We start from the raw sequence: 962 nt of genomic DNA on the forward strand, positions 1-962 counted from the left end.
GCCGTCGCCGCCGAGCAGCACATTGGCCGAGGCGTTGCCGGTCAGATCATCGTCATGCGCCGAGCCGAACACGTACTCGAAGCCCGAGATCACGTCGCCGTCGGCATCGCCGCCCGAGGCCGACTGGAAGCCCGCAACCTCGCTCAGGTTCACCGTCACGCCCGAGGACGATCCGGCATATTGTACCCAGTCATTGCCAGTGCCGCCCACCATCGTGTCCGCGCCCGCACCGCCGCGCAGGATATCACTGCCGCCCCCGCCATCCATCGTGTCGTCGCCGCCAAGACCCAGCAGGATGTTGGCCCCGTCGTCGCCCGTCAGGTCATCGGCGTGCGCCGTGCCCGCCACGTTCTCGAACCCCGAGATCACGTCGCCATCCGCCGTCCCGCCCGAGGCCGACTGAAAGCCAAAGCCATCGACGGTCAGATCAACAGTCACACCAACCGCCGAGGTGTTATAGGCGATCAGGTCGGTATCCGCGCCGCCCTCCATCGTGTCGGCCCCGACGCCCCCGCGCATGGTGTCATTCCCGGCGCCGCCGTCCATCACATCGTCACCGTCCCGACCCAGCAGGTAGTTATCACCATCATTGCCGGTCAGATCATCTGCATGATCCGATCCCCAGACCCGCTCGAAGTTCGAAATCACGTCGCCAGTGGCATCCCCCCCGGTGGCCGACTGAAAGCCAAATCCGTCTTCGACCAGGCTGACTGTCACGCCTGCGGTCGAGCCGAAATACATCACCCAGTCCTCATCGTCGCCGCCGTCCATGATATCCGCCCCGGCATCGCCGCGCAGGATGTCATTGCCGTCGCCGCCGTTCAGCGTGTCGGCGCCGAGCCAGCCCACCAGCTGGTTGTCGGCTGCGTCGCCGGTGAGATCATCGGCGTGGGCCGAGCCAAACACCTTCTCGAACCCCGAGATCACATCGCCCTCCGCCGAGCCGCCCGAGGCCGACTGGA

The 962-nt window shown here is 66.3% G+C and carries 1 protein-coding gene; it reads right to left on the reverse strand.

The genetic code is table 11. The features are described 5' to 3' along the window. Positions 1-962, reverse strand: a 962-nt coding sequence (locus FOY56_RS23370; RefSeq protein ID WP_146348540.1) for a calcium-binding protein, incomplete at both ends; no start/stop codon positions are given.

Origin of the sequence: Falsiphaeobacter marinintestinus, assembly GCF_007923355.1 — a bacterium.
GTDB classification, from domain to species: Bacteria; Pseudomonadota; Alphaproteobacteria; order Rhodobacterales; family Rhodobacteraceae; genus Phaeobacter_A; species Phaeobacter_A marinintestinus.